This window comes from uncultured Campylobacter sp. (assembly GCF_937949835.1).
In the GTDB taxonomy this organism is placed as follows: domain Bacteria; phylum Campylobacterota; class Campylobacteria; order Campylobacterales; family Campylobacteraceae; genus Campylobacter_B.
On the sequence record NZ_CALEDC010000391.1, the window covers coordinates 1 to 3,074 of the forward strand.

Sequence of the window (3,074 nt, forward strand, 5' to 3'; positions counted from 1 at the left end):
CATATAAAGGTAAAATTTAAAATTTCATCGTCGTGATTTTATCATCGCGCGCAGCGTTTGCCAGCCCGCACTGCCAATAAACATACCCTACGCCGAATGATGCTACCGCCCTGCTCCGCCAGAAGCGCCGCCCTTTCCGTTTAGCGCCATCCGCTTCGCAAAGCACATATCCTACTATGTATAATGGCTCCCTACCTCGCCCGACGTGCCATCATATCCGCACGCGCGCTGTCTTTATAGACTGGCGTCCTGCTCCGCTCGGTATATGTCCGAAAACGCAAAATTTACTCACCGCTTATTCGGCGCATCCGCCCGAGCGCTAAATTTAACCGCGAGCAGCGCCACAAAGAGTAAGTGCTTAGCAACAAAGCGCCCGATAAAATTTTACACCTAAAGATCAAAATCGGCTCGTACAAGCTCGCGCAAAAGCCCGATTTTGAGGCGAAATTTTACGCCCCGCTGTTTAAAAAAGCCGCTATTTAGCTATAAGCTTGTAAAATAGCGCACAAATTTAAAGGCGAAAAATGTATGTAATATTCGAAGGTATCGACGGCGTGGGCAAAAGCACGCAGATAGCGCGACTGGCGGCGATTTTTCCGCAAGCGATCGTGACTAAGGAGCCCGGCGGCACGAAGCTCGGCGAGGCGGTGCGAAGCCTCGTTTTGGGCGAGGATTTTAAGTGGCGGCGCGGCAGCGTAAATCTGCGCGAGGTCTGCGGCGAAATTTCAAAGCGCGCCGAGCTGCTTTTGTTCCTCGCAGACCGCGCCGAGCACTACGAGCGCGTGATAAAGGGCGGCGCGGACAGGCTCGTGCTAAGCGATCGTGGCTTCATTTCAGGGATCGCCTATGCGCTAGCAAACGACGAAAACGCGGATCTTAGCGAGCTTATCGCGCTTAATAAATTTGCGCTTGGGGGCAAATTTGCAGATAAAATCGTGCTATTTTCGGCGGACGAACAGCTCGTCAAAAAACGGCTTAAAACGCGCGCTAGCAGCGATATAATCGAGGCTCGCGGGCTAAAATACCTAATGCGCGTGCAAGATCTTATGGCGCGGGCATGCAGGGCGTGCGGCGTTGAGACCCTGCAAATCGACGCCGCACAATCCGAAGAAGCGATCTGCGATCAGATAAAAAATTTCATACTTTCTTAAAATTTTAAGGCGTGGAATTTTGCCGCGGGAAAGAATTTCTGAGCCTTGCCGTGAAATTTTAGCTATAAAATTCCGCCCATAAAATTTCATCTTCGAATTTCGTTATGGAATTTTACAGAAGAGGTTCTAGGCAAAATTTCATGGGCGGAATTTTGTTTTATAATTCAGCCGTAAAATTTCGCCACGGAATTCTGCCTTAAAATTCCGCCGTAGTCCGAAAAGGCGCGAAATTTCATAAGCGAAATCCTGCGCGGAATTTTAATCCGCGGATTTACGGGTGAAATTCCGCTTAAGCTTTAGATTGAAAGGATAGCGATGAAGACGTTAAGGTTCGTTTTGCGCAAGGTTTTTAAATTTATATTTCTGTTTTGGGTGGTCATAAGCTCGCTTTTGGGTAGCTATGTTATCGCAGATAATTTTTTCGGTCGCAACTACGAATCTATGATGCTAGTTCGTTCTTTTGGCGGCGCCCGCATAGAACTGCAAAATTTTATAATAGATACGGACTTGCGCGCTACGACTATCGGCAAGAGATTCGAGCATCGGGAAGGGGATCCGCTACCTGATTTCTAGGAGGATAACTCCACGGGCGCTCCGTATGAGCTAAACATAAAATTTGACTATATAAACCGCGAAAATGCGCCGAAGATCGTGCTGAAAAACACTAAGCTAGAGCAAGAGCAAAGCGGGCGCGTAGTATTTGAAAAGGATGAGCTAGAGGCGCCGATAGAGGTTGGAGAATACAGCGGCATCGCAAGCGCATCGGTAACAATCCCGAGTATCGACTCCATCCACGTAAGGCATAAGTTAAGCACTGAAATATGCGTGCCTGATGGCTCCTGCACTAGCTTCGTGCACTACTTCTCGCCGCGCAAAAGCGCACAGGTTACGGCGGTGCTTAGGGCTTTTTAGCCGCTAAAGATTCGGCGTGAAATTTTAAAACATAAAATTTACGGCGGCATGGGTTAATTTGGCGGAATAAACGAGTAGATTATCAATACCCGCAACGCAGTAGTATGGTTTATTTGTGATATAGAATTTTGCCGCTCGCCGTATTTGTGGAAAACAAAATTTCAAAATTTCGCGGCGCATAAAATTTATAGCGCAGCGTGAAATTCTACCCGGCAAAAATTTATGCCCTATTCCGGCACCGATAAATAAATCTGCTAACAAATCCCGAGAGGCGACAATCTATAAAATGATAAATTTACAATGCAGCGATTTGGTATAAAATTTTAAAATTACCGGCAAAAATATCATGATTTAAAAAGCGCGTTACTTATTATAAAATGCGCTTTGTTATCATTCGCTCTTTTATAATTTTCAGTATTTTTGCTAGCCGTTTCAAAAACGCTTTGCAAAATTTAGGCTATATTAAAGCTTAAAATACGCCTATTACGCATTTCTTGACTATTCAAAATTTTTTACTTCTTAAAAATCAAAATTTTAGCCATTTAAAATTTATACTTGAATTTAAACTGCAATTTAATTAAACATTAAAAATCTTTGTATTATTATTCGCCGCGTTAATAATCAATTCTATAATCATTAAGTAAGGAAATATGAATGTTTAGAAGATTCTCTCTCTCTCTCTATGCCTCGCTGCTCTTCTATGGCTCGCTTTACGCGGAAGAGCCGGCCAACTCACAAGACCTGGGAACTATCCAGGTAACGGGCAATGTCGATTCGCAAAGCGTAGCCGAGCAAAAGGTTGGCGAAACTAAAACTACCGCGCAGACTATCAAGAAGCAACAGATCACCGATAGCAGAGACTTGGTACGATACCAAACGGGTATCACGGCGGTTGAGACGGGTAGATTCGGTGCTAGCGGATATGCCGTTCGCGGCGTGGACGAAAACCGTGTGGCTATCACGGTGGACGGGCTTCGTCAAGCGGAGACTCTAAGCTCGCAAGGCTTTAAA

5 protein-coding genes are annotated in these 3,074 nt (G+C 45.4%); all 5 read left to right on the forward strand.

The annotated features are described in order from the left end of the window. Window positions 1–354: 354 nt before the first annotated feature. Window positions 355–483, forward strand: a complete 129-nt coding sequence (locus Q0256_RS08855) for a hypothetical protein (RefSeq protein WP_297962295.1) — start codon at window positions 355–357, stop codon at window positions 481–483. A gap of 41 nt (window positions 484–524) precedes the next feature. After that, entirely contained in the window at window positions 525–1,151 is a 627-nt protein-coding gene (gene tmk / locus Q0256_RS08860; RefSeq protein WP_297962297.1) for a dTMP kinase, read from the forward strand. Window positions 1,152–1,466: 315 nt separating this feature from the next. Next, window positions 1,467–1,724 carry a hypothetical protein gene (locus Q0256_RS08865; protein WP_297962299.1) on the forward strand — a complete coding sequence of 86 codons (258 nt, stop codon included), beginning with the start codon at window positions 1,467–1,469 and terminating at the stop codon, window positions 1,722–1,724. Window positions 1,725–1,802: 78 nt separating this feature from the next. Beyond that, entirely contained in the window at window positions 1,803–2,063 is a 261-nt protein-coding gene (locus Q0256_RS08870; protein WP_297962301.1) for a hypothetical protein, read from the forward strand. Between the two features lie 654 nt (window positions 2,064–2,717). After that, the coding region (locus Q0256_RS08875; RefSeq protein WP_297962303.1) for a TonB-dependent receptor plug domain-containing protein at window positions 2,718–3,074 on the forward strand (357 nt) is incomplete at its 3' end.

What these genes read in the sequence shown, in the direction of transcription:
- Q0256_RS08865 (WP_297962299.1), top strand. Translation starts at nt 1,467, where the DNA reads ATGAAGACGTTAAGGTTCGTTTTGCGCAAGGTTTTTAAATTTATATTT.
- tmk (WP_297962297.1), top strand. Translation starts at nt 525, where the DNA reads ATGTATGTAATATTCGAAGGTATCGACGGCGTGGGCAAAAGCACGCAG.